Origin of the sequence: Amycolatopsis sp. (assembly GCF_035546795.1) — a bacterium.
Taxonomy (GTDB): Bacteria; Actinomycetota; Actinomycetes; order Mycobacteriales; family Pseudonocardiaceae; genus Amycolatopsis_E.
Genome location: NZ_DASZWC010000048.1, coordinates 42,268 through 56,863, shown reverse-complemented (window position 1 = coordinate 56,863; position 14,596 = coordinate 42,268). Strand labels below are relative to the sequence as shown.

11 protein-coding genes are annotated in these 14,596 nt (G+C 68.1%); 7 read left to right on the top strand and 4 right to left on the bottom strand.

Annotated elements, in window-relative coordinates:
• Positions 1–78: 78 nt before the first annotated feature.
• The 3 genes from VHD82_RS26220 to VHD82_RS26210 all read left to right on the top strand — a co-directional run bounded on the left by VHD82_RS26220 (position 79) and on the right by VHD82_RS26210 (position 4,622).
• The gene (locus VHD82_RS26220; protein ID WP_325709401.1) at positions 79–1,428 is read left to right on the top strand and encodes an IniB N-terminal domain-containing protein; all 1,350 of its coding nucleotides are present in this window, start codon (positions 79–81) and stop codon (positions 1,426–1,428) included.
• A 144-nt stretch (positions 1,429–1,572) separates the two neighbouring features.
• The gene (locus VHD82_RS26215) at positions 1,573–3,369 is read left to right on the top strand and encodes a dynamin family protein (RefSeq protein WP_325709397.1); all 1,797 of its coding nucleotides are present in this window, start codon (positions 1,573–1,575) and stop codon (positions 3,367–3,369) included.
• Positions 3,366–4,622, top strand: a complete 1,257-nt coding sequence (locus VHD82_RS26210) for a hypothetical protein (RefSeq protein WP_325709393.1) — start codon at positions 3,366–3,368, stop codon at positions 4,620–4,622. The genes VHD82_RS26215 and VHD82_RS26210 overlap by 4 nt, the downstream gene beginning before the upstream one ends.
• 408 nt (positions 4,623–5,030) lie before the next feature.
• Here the strand turns inward: VHD82_RS26210 and VHD82_RS26205 are convergent, their stop codons facing one another.
• Both VHD82_RS26205 and VHD82_RS26200 read right to left on the bottom strand, forming a co-directional pair.
• Entirely contained in the window at positions 5,031–6,308 is a 1,278-nt protein-coding gene (locus VHD82_RS26205) for an aKG-HExxH-type peptide beta-hydroxylase (RefSeq protein WP_325709390.1), read from the bottom strand.
• A gap of 71 nt (positions 6,309–6,379) precedes the next feature.
• Positions 6,380–6,538, bottom strand: coding sequence for a hypothetical protein (locus tag VHD82_RS26200; RefSeq protein ID WP_325709387.1), 159 nt, complete (start codon positions 6,536–6,538; stop codon positions 6,380–6,382).
• Between the two features lie 197 nt (positions 6,539–6,735).
• Between VHD82_RS26200 and VHD82_RS26195 the strand changes: the two genes are divergently transcribed.
• From VHD82_RS26195 to VHD82_RS26185, 3 genes are all read left to right on the top strand, one after another.
• Positions 6,736–7,515, top strand: coding sequence for a FadR/GntR family transcriptional regulator (locus VHD82_RS26195; RefSeq protein WP_325709384.1), 780 nt, complete (start codon positions 6,736–6,738; stop codon positions 7,513–7,515).
• Between the two features lie 178 nt (positions 7,516–7,693).
• A complete protein-coding gene (locus tag VHD82_RS26190; protein ID WP_325709381.1) occupies positions 7,694–8,779 on the top strand; it encodes a hypothetical protein in 1,086 nt (361 codons plus the stop codon).
• A gap of 35 nt (positions 8,780–8,814) precedes the next feature.
• Positions 8,815–9,888, top strand: a complete 1,074-nt coding sequence (locus VHD82_RS26185) for a hypothetical protein (protein WP_325709378.1) — start codon at positions 8,815–8,817, stop codon at positions 9,886–9,888.
• A gap of 94 nt (positions 9,889–9,982) precedes the next feature.
• Here VHD82_RS26185 and VHD82_RS26180 read toward each other — a convergent pair whose 3' ends face one another.
• On the bottom strand, positions 9,983–10,249 hold the full coding sequence (locus VHD82_RS26180; protein WP_325709374.1) for a hypothetical protein: 267 nt from the start codon (positions 10,247–10,249) through the stop codon (positions 9,983–9,985).
• 364 nt (positions 10,250–10,613) lie between these two features.
• On the opposite strand from VHD82_RS26180, the gene VHD82_RS26175 reads away from it, so the two are divergent.
• Positions 10,614–11,090, top strand: coding sequence for a hypothetical protein (locus tag VHD82_RS26175; protein ID WP_325709371.1), 477 nt, complete (start codon positions 10,614–10,616; stop codon positions 11,088–11,090).
• A 61-nt stretch (positions 11,091–11,151) separates the two neighbouring features.
• Here VHD82_RS26175 and VHD82_RS26170 read toward each other — a convergent pair whose 3' ends face one another.
• Positions 11,152–14,448 (bottom strand): tetratricopeptide repeat protein, encoded by a 3,297-nt coding sequence (locus tag VHD82_RS26170; RefSeq protein ID WP_325709368.1) that lies wholly within the window; start codon positions 14,446–14,448, stop codon positions 11,152–11,154.
• Positions 14,449–14,596 lie beyond the last annotated feature (148 nt).

Genomic DNA, 14,596 nt, shown 5'->3' with positions numbered 1-14,596 from the left:
GAACTCTAACTTTGGTCGAGGCGCTCGGCTGTGAAGCTGGACGCTGCCATCCCATCCCCCGAGATTGCGGAGATTCCGTTGTCCCTCCCCGCCCAGAACCTGCACGACTTCGTGCTGAACCTGCTGACCGATGACGCTGCGCGGTCGGCGTTCGCGACGAACCCGACCGACGCGCTTGCCGGTGCCGGACTGAGCGACGTTACGCCGCAGGACATCCAGGAAGTCGCCCCGCTCGTCGCCGACTACGCGCCGGCCCCGGTCGCGGACGCGCTCGAGTCCGTCGTCGCCACGCTGCCGACGAACGGCACCGGCATCGAGGGCGCCATCGCCCAGCTGCAGGCCGTCGCCGACGCCGCGCACGCGCTTCCTGTTTCGCCCTCGTCGCTCCCGGTCTCCGTGCCGTCGCTGCCGGTCTCCGTGCCGTCGCTGCCGGTCTCTGCGCCGACCCTGACCGAGCCCGCCCGCGCCGACCTGCCCCTGGGCACGGACGCGCTGCCGGTGAACGCCTCGGACCTCCCGCTGAGCACCGACGCACTCCCCGTCTCGGCCGGTGACCTGCCGCTGGACACCCCGGGCCTCGACTCGGTCCCGTCGCTGGAGAACGCCGACTTCGGCGCCTTCCAGACATCCACCGCCGGTTCGGCCGACGGGTTCGCCGGCTCCATCGCCTACGCCCGTGACGAGGTCGCCGGTGCTGGCACCGCGGCCGTCAGCCCCGACGGTGCGACGCTCGCCAGCGCCTCCGACTCCGACCTGGGCACCTTCGCCGGCAGCGGCACCGCCTCGGCCGACGGCTTCGCCGGTGGCCTGCAGACCGCCTCGGCGCTGGGCACCTACGGCGTGAACACGACCGGCGTCCCGGCCCCCGTGCCGAGCCTCGACGCGGCCAACGACCTCGGCAACAGCCTCGACGCGGACGCGCTGGCCAAGAGCGACCCGGCCGCCGGCACCCTCGCCGGCTACGTATCGAACGGCGGCGAGCTGCTGGCCGGTCAGGTCGCGGGTGGTTCGGCCACCCTCGGCAACTACCTGGCCGGTGTGAACGGCGAGGCGGTCGGCAACGCCGTGGCCAGCGGGGGTCAGACCGCCGCCGACCACATTTCCCAGGGCACCGAGACGGTTTCCGCGCACATCGCCGACGCCCCAAGCGTCCCGGCGCTGCCCGCCGCCCCCACCCTGCCGGCCGAGGTGCCGTCGCACCTGCCGGTGCACGTCACCAGCGAACTGCCGCAGACCCTGCCGCACCTGCCGGTGGCGAACCCGCTGCCGCAGGCCGGCGACCTGGAGCACGCCATCACCCAGAACCCGGTGACCGACGCGGTCTCGCACAGCCCGCTTTCCGACGCCGCCGGTTCGCTCGACCACTCCGCGCTGCCGCAGACCGACGGTCTCGACAGCCTGCACCACGACCTGCCCCTCGGCCACTGACCGCGCCCAGTGAGCCGGGCGGCGTTCCCGGTGCCTCCCCAGGAAGCGAGAACGCCGTCTGAGGTCGTATAGCGGCGGGGGTCTGTCTCACGGACAGGCCCCCGCCGTTTCCTATCCGTGACCGAACAAGGCACACTGCTTCGGGTGATGGCACCGCCCTGGCTCGAAGTGCTGGACGACACCGTCCGGGCCTGCACCACCCACCGGCGCCCCGACCTGGTGGAACGGCTGCGGGAACGCAGAACCCGCCTGCTGGACCCGAAACTGCGCGTGGTCGTGGTCGGCGAGTCCGGCCAGGGCAAGAGCCAGTTGATCAACGCGTTGCTGAACGCCCCGGTCTGCGCGGTCGGCGACGACGGCACCACCGCCGTCCCCGCGGTCATCCAGCACGCCGAATCCCCCACGGCCGCGATGATCACCCGCGGGCAGACGGCGATCGAATCTCCTTCCCACGCCCCGGTGCCGGTCGAATCCGTGACCGCGGAAGCCAATCGCGAAGCTCGCTCCGGCGCGGCGATCGTGCGCGCCGAAATCGGCCTGCCACGCGCCCTGCTCGCCAACGGACTCGCGCTGGTGGACACTCCCGCGCCCGCCGCGATCGAGGCGGTGGATTCGATGGGGGCCGACGCGGTCGTAATGGCCAGCGACGCCACGAGCGAGCTCTCCCCGACCGAACTCCGGCTGCTCGAACAGATCGCGCGGCTGTGCCCGACGATCATCCTGGCGCTGACCAAGATCGACCTCGTGCCCGGCTGGCGCACGGTGGCCGAGCGCAACCGCGCCAAACTGCACGAATGCGGTTTCCTGGCAACGGTCATCCCGGTTTCGGCGACGCTGCGGCTGGCGGCGGCGCGCACCGGCGACAAATCGCTCAACGCGGAGTCCGGCTTCGGTGACCTGGTCCGTTTTCTCCACCACGATCTGCTCGGGCAGGCCGAACAGCTTGCCCGGCGCTCGGTCGCGGCCACCGCGACGCAGACTGTCGACGACCTGCTCGGTCCGTTGCAGCAGGAATTCGCGAGCACGCAAGAGCCCGACAATGGCGACGCGGTCACGCGCTGGCACGCCGAGGGTCAGCGTTTGGAAAGGTTGCAGCGCGACGCCGGGCGGTGGCAGACGCTCCTGTCCGACGAGGTTTCCGATCTGCTGTCCGATGTCGAATTCGATCTGCGCGATCGCACCCGGCGGATCCTGGTCGAGGTCGACGACTACTTCGACGTGGCCGATCCCCAGCGCACCTGGGACGAGTTCGAGGCCTGGCTGCGCGAAAACCTGACGGCCGTCGCGAAGACGAACTCCGAATGGCTGCTCGACCGGTACGAGTGGATCGCGCGCAAGATCGCGCGGCAGGTCGCGCCACACCGGTCCGATGCACTGCCGGATTCGCTGCCGCGCGAGGCGCCCGCCGAGGCCATCGGTGACATGCGGATGCCGAAGGTAGAGCGGTTCGGGGTCGGGCAGAAGCTGTTCGTCGGGCTGCGCGGGTCCTACAGCGGGGTGCTGATGTTCGGTCTGGCGACGTCGATCGCGGGGATGTACCTGATCAACCCCATCTCGCTCGGCGCGGGCGCGGCGTTCGGCGCGAAGAGCGTGCTGGAGGAACGCGGCAACCGGCTCAAGCGCAGGCAGGCGGCGGCGAAGACGGCCGCGCACCGCTATGTCGACGACTTCTTCCTCACCTATGGCAAGCACAGCAAGGACATCGCGCGGCAGATCCACCGCACGCTGCGGGACAGGCTGACCGCGGTCGCCGAGGAGCTACGCGGGGAGATCACCGCGTCGGCCAAGTCGATCAAGCGCGTGATCGACGAGGACACCGTGCGCCGCACCGCGCGGGCGAACCAGATCCGCCGCGATGTGGACGAGCTTTCGCTGTTGCGGCGCCGTGCGCAGGCGCTCGCGCCACGGCCCGAGCCGGCGCTCCGGAGGCTGCCGGCGTGAGTCTGGCGGCACGGACGCGCTCGCTGATCGAGCGGGCGCTGGAGGCGTACCGGGACAGCCCGCGGGCGGTGAACTGGCTGCGGCGGCATCTCGACCGGTTCGATGACCCGTTGCGGCTGGCCGTGGTCGGTCCCCGGAAGTCCGGCAAGTCGACGATGGTCAACGCGATCGGCGGCGAGGAATTCGCCCATGAGGGTGAGGGGCTGGCGTGGTTCCGGGCCGCGCCGAGTCGTTCGCAGGGTGAACTGACCCTGCTCGACACCCCGGCGATCGACGCGAGTTCGGCACCGAACACCGTGGAAGGCATCTGCATGGAGGCCGACGCCGTGCTGTTCCTGGTGCGGCATCCGCGCAACGCGGACCTCGGTTTCCTGCACACACTGCAGGACCATCCGATCGCACGGGCGGCGGCGATCAACTCGATCGTCGTGCTGTCGCGCGCCGACGAGCTCGGCGGCGGCCGGTTGGACGCACTGATTTCGGCGCGGCAGGTCGCGCGGCGCTACCGGCGCGAGCCCGAAGTGAGCGAGCTGGGCCAGGACGTCGTGCCCGTCGCCGGGTTGCTGGCCGCGGCCGGCCGGACGATGCGGGAGGACGAATTCGGCGCGCTGGCCGCGCTCGCCGCCCTCTCGCGCACGGAGCTGGAGCCACATCTGCTCTCAGCCGACCGTTTCCTCGCCACCGACACCGGCGTGCGGGCCGCGCTGCTGGAGCGGTTCGGGCTGTTCGGCGTGCGGCTCGCGGTGACGTTGATCCGGCGCGGGGCACACACCCTGCCCGCGCTGGCGGCGCAGCTGGTGCCCAGGAGCGGGCTGGCCGAGCTGCGGGACTCGATCGAGCAGAATTTCGTCGCGCGGCAAGGGATTTTGAAGGCTCGTTCGGCGCTGCTGGGCCTGGAGGTGGTGCTGCGGATGGAGCCGCACCCACACGCGGCAGGGCTCGCCGGTGAGCTCGAACGAACGCTGGCGACCGCGCACGATTTCCGGGAACTGCGGACGCTGGCGTCACTGCGGGCGGGACGGACTTCGCTGCCACCGGAACTGCATGCCGAGGCGATCCGGCTGGTGGGAGGGCAGGGCACCGGGCTCGCGGACCGCGTCGGCGCGGATGACGCGAGCCTGCAGCGCGCAATTTTCGATGCGCTGCGGCGATGGCGGAGTTACGCGGAGGATCCGGCGTGCGGCGTCGGAGAGCGCCGGGTGGCTGCCGTGGTGCTGCGCAGCTGCGAGGAAATGGCGGGCGGCGGGTTTTGAGCACGCGGCAACGCGGGTGTCCACGTTGCCGCCCACTCGCCGGAGATCAGTCCGTGGTCACCGGGGGTTTGAAGTAGACAGTCCCACCGCCGGCCGGCATCCGCCGGAAAAAGTCCACATGAGTAACCGGCCGACCATAATTCTGTCGGCCCGGCACTACATTTTCCGGAATTATGCCGACCGGGGTCCGCTGTGTTAGCGATTCACCGGCATGGGTGCCAGTTGTCCGGTGAAGGCCCCGCTGAGCTGCCATCGATGTCCTCTCAGGAATCACAAAGGGACGGCCCCGTCCGGAGTGAGTCCCGATGGCGGAGCCGTCAAAGATCGCCGAAGATCTTGGCTATCTTTGGGCTTCGGTCCTCCGGTGTCAAATCGAACCCCTACAGGTAACTCGCGGGCTACCCGCTGTCATCCGGGCGAAACAACGCGATGTACCAACGCCGACTCGACCAGGCTGGAAAGAATTCCCACCTCCTCCGGCCGCAGTTCGGACATCGCCAGCGGCCGGCCTGCCAACTGGTCCACAAGTTCGACCGCGGAGCCGTCGAGCCAGTGCAGGAGTGGCGGTTTGCCCGGTTTGGCAAGCAGCAGCCGTCCGGTTGTCTCAGTCCTGACTGTCTTCACAACCGGGTTCAATTGATAAAGACCATCCGGCATCGGGACCGCCGCCGAAGACGGTGCTTCGTCGGCGACCTCCTCGCCGAGCAGAGTTCGCAACAGCCAGCTGGCATCCGGGCCCAGCGCATCCTCCACGCCGAGCAGCCACCGGCCGATCTCCGACTGGCGGGCGCGCGCCGAGGGCAGAAGTGTGTGTGGCCCCAGGGAATCGTCGTCTTGCGCGCGTGTCATGTCTTCGGCGAACTGCCCCAGTAATGCATAAGCGTGGAAAGCCGCTATTGCCTGTTCGACCGGCCAGGCGGCGCCGGACCACGGCGGCCGGAAGATGCGGTCACGAGCGAGGTCGGCGCCGAGGAAATCGTGGGTGATCGCGAGGTCGAAGAATTTCTGGTGTGCCCCTTCATGCACCAGGGCTTCCGCGACGTCGTACGCACAGCTTGGCTGGTCGATGAGGATCAGCCCCGGCACCAGCCGCGAGGACGCCGATACCAGCCCGCCCGAGGTGCCCGGGTCGAGCACCGCGAGCAAAGCAGTGTGCGGCAACAGATCCGCCGCCAACCGCGGACTGACCGTGCACAGCGTGCGCAGCCCGGCTTCGACCAGTCCGAGGGCCTCCTGAAACGGCGGCCCGGCGGCCTCGGTGAGGAGCCTCGGTGGCTCGCCTGGAGCGCCGCCTTGCGCGTGCACAACGCTCAACACCGCGGCGAGCCGTACATTTGCATCGACGCCGGATGTGACACCGAGCCGTGCGCCGTCAACGTTCAGTTCGGTGACGATCCCCGCCAGCTCGTCCTGTTCCTCCGGATCGAAGGCCGTTCGACCGGCGAGCGCCTCGCCGATGCGGAACCGGAACAGCGGATTGTCGAGCTGCTGTTCGCTGAGTTCGGCCTGTCCGGACCCGCACATCTCAGCAGCGAAGCGGTACAGCACCCGGCGTTCGGCGACGACCGTGCCGACCGACCCGAACGCGGTATGCACGGCCGTGGCGTCCGGCCAGCCAGATTCGAGGTTCATCCACAGCTTCCGTGAGCAAGACACCCCCAGGGACTTGGTCAATTTAGCGGGCATCACCACCTTTGCCGAGGCGGGATCAGTTGTCCGACAACAGACTGACCACGCTTCTCAACCAGATCTTGAACTCAGGTAGCCGCACCGAGCAAAGAGACGATTTCGACCAGGCCCAGCACGGCGAGGGTAGCCCCGGCGGTCAAGGTCATCACAAGCATCGTTCGCCAGCCGATCATGGCGACCGCAAGCGCTACCAAAAAGATGACTATCAGCAGGTTCTGCGAACTCATCACGACGCCCCTTTCCGGAGGAAGCCGAGGCCGACGACGGATCCCGACATGCTCGCCCTCGGTGGAAATAGCATCCATCGGTTGTCCGTTGTCTGTCAAGTTACAACAAGTAGACAGACAACTTGCGTCTGCTGTCCGTCCTCTGTTAGCCTCACTGGGATGCTCGGGGCCCCCGATGAGCTTTTGAGAAGGCGATCATGGATGAGGAGAGCTGGTCGCTCTCGCCGGACACGCGCAAGCCACTGCCGGAGCTGATCGAGGACAAGCTCCGGCAACTGATCGAGAGCGGCCGGTTCAAGGCCGGCGATCGTCTTCCCACCGAACCCGAACTCGCTCAGCGGATGGCAGTCGCGCGCAGCTCGCTGCGTACGGCATTGCAACGTCTGCAGTTGCAGGGAATCGTCGAAGTGATGCGTGGCCGCGGCTGGTACGTGCGGTCGACGGACGTCGTCAACCGTGACGACGCACTGGTGCTGGACAACCGGGTCAGCGACTCCGATCTGATGGAAGTCCGAATCGCGCTGGAGGCAACCGCGGCGAGCCTGGCCGCGCTACGGGCGACCGACGGTGAAATCGACGAGATCGCGAAACGCGCCAAGGATCACCAGACAACGGCGCTGGAGGACAAGGACGAGCTGCTTCGCACCGACGAGGAGTTTCACGCTGCCCTGATCCGGGCCGGCCACAACGAACTACTCGAACAGCTCTACTGGTCACTGGTCCCGAAGCTGCGGGACTACCGCCGGAACAGCTACGGGAGTTCGGAAGTGCACAACCGATCGGCCACCGAGCACGACCAGGTCACCTGGTTCATCCGGCGCCGGGACGAAGGTGGCGCGCGCGTTTCGATGACCACACACCTGCTCGGCCTGTACAACGACGTGGCCGCCCACCGTGGCACGGCTCCGCACGAGCGGGCGACCCTCACGACGTACACCTACGACGCCGAAGACGAACCTCGCTGGCACAAGCGTTGAATTAAGCCGAACGGGCCTATCGATTCCCCCCTTTCTCCGCAGATCATGGTTTTGACGAGGCGGAGAGGCAGTGGACGCTGGGGAAACCAGGAGGCACGTCGGTGACGTGCGGCCTCCTGAACACAGCCGCCTGATTCGTCGCCTCTGTATCGGACTCCTCGCCTTCAGTTGTGCGGAATTGGCCGGCACCGTCGTCTGGACCCCGCAGCCGGGCTGGCCTGCCGCGTTGCACCGGCTCATGGAGCTGACCTTTCCGGTGCTGATGCTCGCGGCATTCGGACTTGGCGGGTACGAACTCCTGGTACGTCGATGGCTCGCGGCGGAGCTGACTCGGATCGCGGGCCCCAGAATCGTCGAAGCCCTGCTTCCCCAACAGGTCATGGAGACATTCCTCGAGTCGATCTACGGGGCGAACGAAGCCAATCGTGATGTCATCACGGGCGTGCTCGGCGGTGAGGGCCGGCGCCCGCTCGGTGGCGACCTGACGATCAGCACGCACACCGGAGTGCACATCGATCTCCGGGCGATCGACCACGACTTCTACCATTTCACGCTGGCTGTGACCTACAGCTTCAAAAAGAACGTCCAGGTCGATCGATTCATCATCTTCGCGACCTGCGACGCGCTCCTGCGGGACTCGATCAGCTCGGGATGCCAGCTGCCACTGTTCGAACTCTGGTTCGTGCCCGACAGCGCACTGTTCCAGGAGTCGGTCGAGGGGATGCTGCCCACCGTGAGGCTGGGCATCGAATACGTGGACGACAACGGCGACCACCACATCGCCGAGTCCAGCAAACTCCGGCTGACCGAGGTGAAGCTGCGCAACTGGGCCGACTACCTGTCGTTCTTCCGCGAAGACATGGGCGCCCTGCCGCGGCAGAGCACTCGTGATCATCTCTCCGATCTGCGCATCTTCGAATGTGACCTCAGTGCGATCGCGGATGACGGGCATTCGGTGAGCGCGATCGAACGGCTGTCGGTGCGGGCCAGCGCGCTGCAGCGCATCGATGACGGAATCTGTTACTGGCAGGCCCCGTACCCCTGCTACGTCGACCGGATAACTTTCGCGGTGAAGGAGCTGGACATCGACGGGGCCGACTCGTTCCAGTTCAACATCGCTCCGTTCACCTTCCGGTCCAACACTGCCACCACCCGTTGGCTCAGGCCCGAGGAGCTGCCGGACCTCAATGTGCAGTCCTGGCTGCTTCCGGGCCATGGCGTCGCGCTGTTGTGGCGGCCCCACCAACGGGAAATCGAAGCCTGATGCGGCGGGCCGCATTGGTCGCGGGAACCCTGTCCGTGCTGGCACTGGCGGGCGTCATCGGCTGGCAAGCCGATGACGATTCGGCCTGGCAGCGCGTGGCCTACAAATTGCTGTCCGAGCTGTGGATCCCGTTCGGCCTGGTTGCCCTCCTGCTGTTCTGCTACACGAACTATCTGCGCCCGCGCCTGGCCCGCGAGCTGACGAATATTTCCGGGCCGGCCATTGTCGGATCGATGCAGCCACAACAGCTGATGGAGTTGTTCCTCGGGTCCGTCTACGGAACGAACGAGGCCAACCGCGATGTCGTGACAGCGATGCTCGGCCGGGATCTGACCATCAGCACCGACACCAGTGTCGGGCTGCGGCTCAGCGCCGTCGACAGCGGCCTGTACCGACTGGGTGCGACGGCCACATACCGGTTTCACCACAACGTGCGGGCTGATCGGTTCGTTTACTTCGCGACCTGCGACCCCAGACTGCGGGACTCGATCGTACAGGCATGCGAGTTTCCGCTGTTCGACTTGTGGTTCACTTTGGACAGATCACTGTTCACGCAGTCGACCGACAACTTCATGGCGACGACCGAGATCAGCATCGACTATCTCGGTAGCGACGACCGGCAACATTCGGCTTCGTTTCGCGATCTGCGGACAACCGAGGTCAAGTACCAGGACTGGCCGCGTTATCTGCCATTGTTCCGCGGACCCATCGGATCGTTGCAACAGCAGCACGCGCGCGACTACCTGAGTAGTCTGCGCATCTTCGACTGTTCCTTCACCTTACCGAACGGTGACTCACCGGCAGTCCGTTCCGTCGAGCGACTGAGCGTGCGCCAGTCCGGCCTCGAGCAGATCGACGACGGGTTCTGCTACTGGCAAGCTCCTTATCCGTGCTACATCGATCACATCGAAGTCGACACCCGGGACTTCGATGTCGACGGCACGAGAATCTGGGAGTTCAATGCCATGCCGTTCAGTTTCCGCGCCAGCAACGCGGCCACGTCATGGCTCCCGCCGGAGCAGCTGAGTTCCATAGATCTCCACTCCTGGCTGCTACCGGGCCACGGCGTCGCGCTGTTGTGGCGCGACGTCCGTGGCAGAGAGCTCTGATCAGCACGTCCACTGTGGACTGACTACGCGAAGGTGACGTTCATTTTCGACTCCTTCCCGGTGCTTTCGGCTACTCGAAAGAGAACTGAGTGGTCTACCGGCCGCGGACGAGGCCGGCTTCGACGCGGCCGAGTGGGGTGAGCTCGGCGGGGACCTTGGCTCCGCGCGGGCCCGACTGTCCACTGCGGACGAAGCCACCGTGCACGAGCGCACGGGCGGCGAACGGGTCGCACCAGGAAAGGCCGTCGACGAAGATTTCGGGCTCGTGGCCGCAGGTCAGCTCGACCCGGCCGGCCGCGACGGCCTTCAGGAAGACGCGGTCACGGTAGGAAAGCGTGCGAGGCAGATCGGTGACGGTCACTGTCGGATCCTTTCGGGTTGCCCGGACCGAACAGATCCGACCGTAGCATTTGTTGAACAATCCGGCAATGCATTGCCTTATTGTTGAACGAACTGTAGGTTGGAGGGTGGCCGGGTCGGGCGACCGGAGCCGGTCGAGTGCTGGTGGTGGGGGAGCAACCGGGCGTTCCCCCACCACCCAATTCCATGGGGTGGCAGTGGAACCTCGATGGACTGGCGGCGCGGACCGGCGAGGACTCTCGTTTTCCTTGCGCTGCAACGGTGGCGCTGCGGCAGCAACGGACGCGCGCGGAACGGAACCGAAGCCGCCCGGCCGTCGTCGGATTCGCGCGCACGGCTAGGCCGTGCGCCGACAACGGAACGTCATGGAACGGATCCCGGCATTGCTGACCTTCGCCGATCTGCCCGTCATCGATCACGCACTGCGCGCACGCCTCCACGACCTCGCGGGGCGGAAGTTCAACCCCGCCAAGGTGATGCCCAAGGTCTGCGCAGGCATCACCACGGACCCGCGGGTGCTGGGCGCGGCGCTGACCTGGCTGCTGCACGAGCTGGCCGGTCGACCCGAGGACCTCGACCGGATCCGCCGGGAAGCGCTTTCCGAGTACCACGACGCCGTGCGTCACCGCGCGGCGGACACGATGGCCTACACCCGCGAATTCGTCGCGGAGGCCGCACGGATGTACTCCACCACCGCGGCGGACATGCTGGTGCTCACCGTCGCCGCGGCGCGGCTGGCGTTGGGGTACAGCCTGGAGCTGGTCCGCCGCGACCGGCACGGCAAAGTGCTGCGGATGCGGCTACGCCCGACCGTTTCCGCTTGGGCGTTCCAGCGCAGCTGAGTCCAAAGAGGACTCGCGAAGAGCGGCACGATGGCGCCACACCTGCGCCGCTCTTCGCGAGTCAGGCGACCGAATCCGCGCCGGTCGCGTCCCAGCGGTGGATACCGCCGGTGAACTCGCGAATCCGGCCGGCTTCCGGAGTCTCGAGTTCTTCGAAAAGGGCCTGTGCGCGCAGCCAGTGGTCCTGCGCGAGTTCGGCGCGGGCCGCGCACCGGTGCAGTTCGGCGAGCTCGTTGAGCGCGCGTGCCTGCTGGTAACGCTCACCGCGGTTGATGGCCAGCCGCAGCCCCTGGTCGAGCAGTTCGTACGCCGCGGACAGGCCACCGATGTCCCGGTTCGCGACGCCGAGGTCGATCAGCAGCTCGCTTTCCGTGGCCGGTCCGCTCACCGTGCGCGCGATCCGCAGCGCCTCCGTCAGATGCGCCAGCGCGTCGTCGTAGCGACCGAGGATGCGGTACACGTTGCCCAGCCGGTGCCGGGCATACGCGATCTTCGGGGCCAAATCATTCTGTGAAGCAAGGGAAAGGCTCTGCTTCAGATGGTCGATCGCCTCGGGGTAACGGCCGAGCCTGCCGTACAGCTCGCCGAGATCGGCCAGCACACCGGCTTCGCCGTCCGGGTTGTGCGCCTGCCGCGAGAGCACCAGCCCGCGCTCGTAGCTGTCCATCGCCTCGTCGAAGAAGCCGAGCGTGGCCAGCACGTTGCCGACGTAGTCGTACATCTGGCCTTCGAGGTACGCGCGCCGCCCGCCGCACACCGCGGTGCCCTGGCGGAAGTGGTGCAGCGCCTCGGAAAACTGTCCGAGCCGGTAGCAGACCACGCCGAGCAGGCCGAGCGTGATGGCCTCCAGCGTACGGTCGCCGACCTGCCGGTGGAAGTCCAGCGCCCGGTAGAGGTGATCGCGCGCGTCGGCGGCGCGGCCCTGGTTCAGGTACGCCGAGGCGAGATCGTTGCGGGTGTGCGCCTCCCCCGCCTTGTCGCCGGCGGCGATGGCCGCCGACAGCGCGGCTTCGTGCGTGCGCACCCAGTCGTGGTCGTTGCTGTAGCCGTACAGGTTCAGGTACGCGCGCAGCGACCTGGTCAGCTGCCAGGCGTGCGTGGGCCAGCCCTGCTCCGCGGCGAGACTCACCGCGGCGATCAGGCAGGCACGCTCCGCATCCAGCCAGCGCCGGGCCTCGTCGCGGTTGTTCAGCTCCGGCCGGTGCCGCGGCTCGCTGCCCGCGAGCTCCTTCGTCCACGGGTGCGGCTGCAGCTGGGACGTCGCGTACGCCGTGGTGTGCAAGTAAAAGTCGAGCACCCTGGTGATCGCGGCGCGGCGCTGCTCCGCCGGCTCCTCGTCGCGGACGACCGAGCGGGCGTACTCGCGCAACAGGTTGTGCAGCCGGAAGCGGTTCCGGGTGACGACCGTGGCGAGGTTCTCGTCGACCAGCCTGTCCAGCAGACGCCGTGCCTGCAACGGAGTCAGCTCCGCGAGCGCCGCCGCCGAATCGGCCGTGAAGTCGTCGCCCGGGTGCAGGCCCAGCAGCCGGAACATCCGGCGCTCGTCCGCGGTGAGCGCCTGGTACGACAGGTCGAACACCGCGCGCAGCCGACGGCTGCCGGCGGCGAGTTCACTCAGCCTGTCCCCCGCTTCGGCGAGCCGCGCGGCGAGATCCTCCACTGTCCAAGCCGGACGCGACTGCAGCCGGCGCGCGGCCAGTGCGACCGCGAGCGGCAACCGGCCGCACAGTTCGACCACGCGACGCGCGGCATCGGGCTCAGCCTCGACGCGCTTCGAACCGACGACCCGCACCAGCAGATCCCGGCCCTCGGCGGGGGTGAACACGTCCAGCGGCAGGGTGCGCGCCCCGTCCAGCGCCAGCGCGCGACGGCTGGTGATCAGCACCAGGTTCGTCGAGTCCGCCGGCAGCAACGGCAGCACCTGGTCCTCCGACGCCGCATTGTCCAGCACTACCAACGCGTTCTTGCCATACAGCCTGTCCCGGTAGAGGGTGGCGCGCTCGTCCAGGCTCGGCGGGATCTGGTCGCCGGGCACCCCGAGCAGGCGCAGGAACGAAGCGAGCGCGGCCGACGGGTCCGCCGGCGGCTGGTCCGCGTGCCCCCACAAATCCACGTACAGCTGGCAATCCCGGTAGCGACCTTCGGCGAGCAACTGGTGCGCCGCGTGGATCGCGAGCCGCGTCTTGCCGACGCCGCCCATGCCTTCGATCAGCGAGATGTTCACCGCCGTACCGCGGTTCGTGCCGGAAACCCCTTCCAGCACATGGCGCAGCTCGGCTTCGCGACCGCTGAAGTCCGCGATGTCCGGCGGGAGCTGACGGTGCGCGCTCACCGGCGCGAACTCCGGCCGGTTCACCTCCTGCCGCAGCACCCGCTGATACGCCGCCACCAGCTCCGGGCCCGGGTCCGCACCCAGCTCGCCGACCAGCCGGCGGCGCAAGGTGTCGAACACGTCGAGCGCGGCTGCCTGCTGGCCACTGCCGGCGAGTGCGATCATCAGGCCCGCGTGCACCGCTTCGTGCAACGGGTCGGCCTCCGCCACGCGCTGCAACAACGGCAGAACCTCTTGGTAGCGGCCAAGATCCGACGCCGCGGCCGCGTACTCCACGACGACCGCGCGGTACTCACGGCCGAGCGCGACCACCGTCGGGTGCGACTGCAGCGCGGCCAGCCCCTCGAGCGGATCCCCGCGCCAGAGCCCGACCGCTTCGGCGAACAACCCGCACGCCTCGGTCAGCTCGGCTTCGTCCCGCACCTGGCGCGCCCGCGACACCAGCCGCCGGAACACGAGCAGATCGTGCTGCCCTTCGGCGACCGTGAGCTGGTAGCCACCCCTCGAAGCCACCAGCGGCTGGGCGCCCTCGCCATCACCGACTGCGCCGGGCTGGAGCCGGCGGCGCAGCCGGGAAACCCTGGACTGCAACAGGTCCACGGTGCCGTAAGCCGGGCTCGCGCCCCACACCGCTTCCACCAGCGCGTCCCGGACCACCGGCACGTTGGGCGACAGCGCGAGCAGGCCGAGCAGCACGCGCTGGGTCTCCGAACCGGGGTCGACCACCGCGCCGTCGACCGAAACCCGCAGCGGGCCGAGCACCTCGACGCGCAGGCCACCGGCGCCCGCGTGATCGCCGCCCGCTTCGCGGATCAGCTCGCCGAGCTCCACCCGCGACAGGCCGAGCACGTCACCGAGCTTGCGCAGGGTGGACGCGCGCGGCCGCACGACACGGCCCTGCTCGACGTCGCGCAGGCCCGCCACGCTCAGCCCGGCGAGCTCCGCGACCTCGCGCTGGGTCAGCCCGGCACGCCGGCGAAAGTTCTGGACGAGGCCGCCCAAGCGGCCACGTGAACCGTCCGCCACAACCAATCACCTTCTCAGTGACACCGAAATTCGAGCTGGTGGTCCTCAAGGCAACCGATGTTGTCAGCACGAACTTCGAAAACACTTCGAAAGCGCTTCGGGCGTTTCCAGGCGCGACCCGGCGGTGTCGAAAGTCCACACGCGACGC